This is a genomic window from Mesorhizobium sp. M7A.F.Ca.CA.004.04.2.1, from assembly GCF_004022825.1.
Taxonomy (GTDB): Bacteria; Pseudomonadota; Alphaproteobacteria; order Rhizobiales; family Rhizobiaceae; genus Mesorhizobium.
Genome location: NZ_RZPH01001090.1, coordinates 1 through 1942 on the forward strand (window position 1 = coordinate 1; position 1942 = coordinate 1942).

2 protein-coding genes are annotated in these 1942 nt (G+C 62.8%); both read left to right on the forward strand.

The genetic code is table 11. The features are described from left to right. The coding region (locus EN893_RS31595) for an MFS transporter (RefSeq protein WP_128362080.1) at nucleotides 1-1089 on the forward strand (1089 nt) is incomplete at its 5' end. A gap of 270 nt (nucleotides 1090-1359) precedes the next feature. Continuing rightward, a partial coding sequence (locus tag EN893_RS31600) for an ABC transporter permease (RefSeq protein ID WP_164901284.1) occupies nucleotides 1360-1942 on the forward strand: 583 nt, incomplete at its 3' end.

A 1942-nucleotide genomic window follows, 5' to 3' on the forward strand; every position in this document is an offset into this window, starting at 1 on the left:
GTGCAAGGGCTCGGCAGCGCGCTGATGACGCCGGTCGGGCGCATCCTGGTACTGCGTAATGCGTCGAAGTCGGAGCTGCTGAACGCCACGGCACTGATCACCTGGCCGGCGCTGTTTGCGCCGGTGATCGGGCCGGTGCTTGGTGGCTTCATCACCACCTATCTGTCCTGGCACTGGAATTTCTTCATCAACATCCCGCTTGGCGTGGTCGGGTTGGTGCTGGTCGCCCGCTTCATTCCGGGCGATCGCGAAGCCGACCCCAAGCCGCTCGACTGGCCGGGTTTTTTCCTGACATCGGCGGGGCTTGCCTTTCTTCTCTATGGCCTTGAACGCATCGCGCACCCGGAGGATGGCGTTTTACCGACGGTGCTGCTGGTCGTAGCCGGCATCGTCATCGGCTGGCTGGCGGTGCGGCATCTCAGGCGCGCGCCGCATCCGCTGCTCGATCTCTCCTCGTTCAAGGTGCTGACCTTCGCCATCTCGACGCTTGCCGCCGGCACCATTTTCCGGGTGGCGATCAACGCCACGCCGTTCCTGTTGCCGCTGCTGTTCCAGGTCGGCTTTGGCCTCTCGTCCGTCGATGCCGGCTTGATGATCCTGGCCTATTTCCTCGGCAATCTCGGCATGAAGACGGTGACGACACCAACGCTGCGCCGTTTCGGCTTCCGGTCGGTGCTGGTCGTCAACGGCCTGATCGCTTCGGCGGCGATCATGGCATGTGCTGCGATCTCACCGCAGACGCCGCAAGCGCTGGTGGTGGCGTTGATGCTGATCGCCGGCCTGTCGCGCTCGATGCAGTTCACCGCGCTCAACACACTGGCCTTCGCCGACATCGATGCGGCGCAACGAAGCTCGGCGGCGACGCTGTCCTCGATGCTGCAGCAGGTGGCGATGCTGTTCGGCGTCGCGGTGGCGGCGGCGATCCTCAATTTGTCGCAGATCGCCAGGGACCGGCCGGCCCTCGATCTTGTGGATTTTCGAGTGGCCTTCCTGGCGATCGGCGCCATCGGGCTGGTGGCGGCGTTGCGTTTTCTCGTGCTGCCGCCAGGTGCGGGCGCGGAGGTTTCCGGCCACTCGCCGGGAAATTGAGATCGATTTTTCCGCCTGATGCGGAGATAAATTCCGTCTTGTCCTTTCGCCTTGGTGCAGCCTTTTCGCGAGTGGCGGCAATGGCGCAAGCAATTGCCAAAAGTGCAGAGTTTTCCGAGCATTGCGCCAGCTTCGGCAATCGACGCGTCCATTTGGTAAATATCGCTGCCGGCCGGGGTTCCGAGCGCGGATTCATTTGACGAACCGGCGTTGGGCCGATTAGCGTTCTTTCCCAGGGATGGCAGCGATGCCATCGGGGCAAACGCAGACATGAACACGATCGGCTGGCCGAATTTCAGGAGCCTGAATCAGGAAGGCATTGTCTTTGCCATAGCGGTGGTGCTGTTCGTTGCAGCGGCCATAGGCCTGCCAGGTTTCATCGATCCCAACAATCTCGTCGCCATCGTCCGCTCCGTGTCGGTGCTGGGCATCCTTGCGCTCGGCATGGCCGTCGTCATCATCGGACGCGGCATCGACCTCTCCGCCGTGGCGATCATGGCGATGTCTGTCGCCTGGTATCTGCAACTTCTGAATTCGGGAACGCCGGACGGGCTGGCCTTCGCCTATGTGCTGGCCGGTGTGCTGGCCATCGGCCTGCTCAACGGCTTTCTCGTCGCCTATGCCGATGTGCCCGCGATCTTCGTGACGCTGGCGACAGGCTCCTTCGTCTTCGGCTATGTGCGCTCGCAGCTGATCACGCAGGATGCGGTGCCGGTGCCGCAGGGCCACTGGGTCGAGCTGCTCGGCGGCCTGCGCTTCCTCGATATTCCGGTCGAGGTGTTCGTCTTTGCCGGCCTCGCCTTCCTCTTCTTCCTGTTCCTGCGCTACACCAAATGGGGCCGCTACATCTACT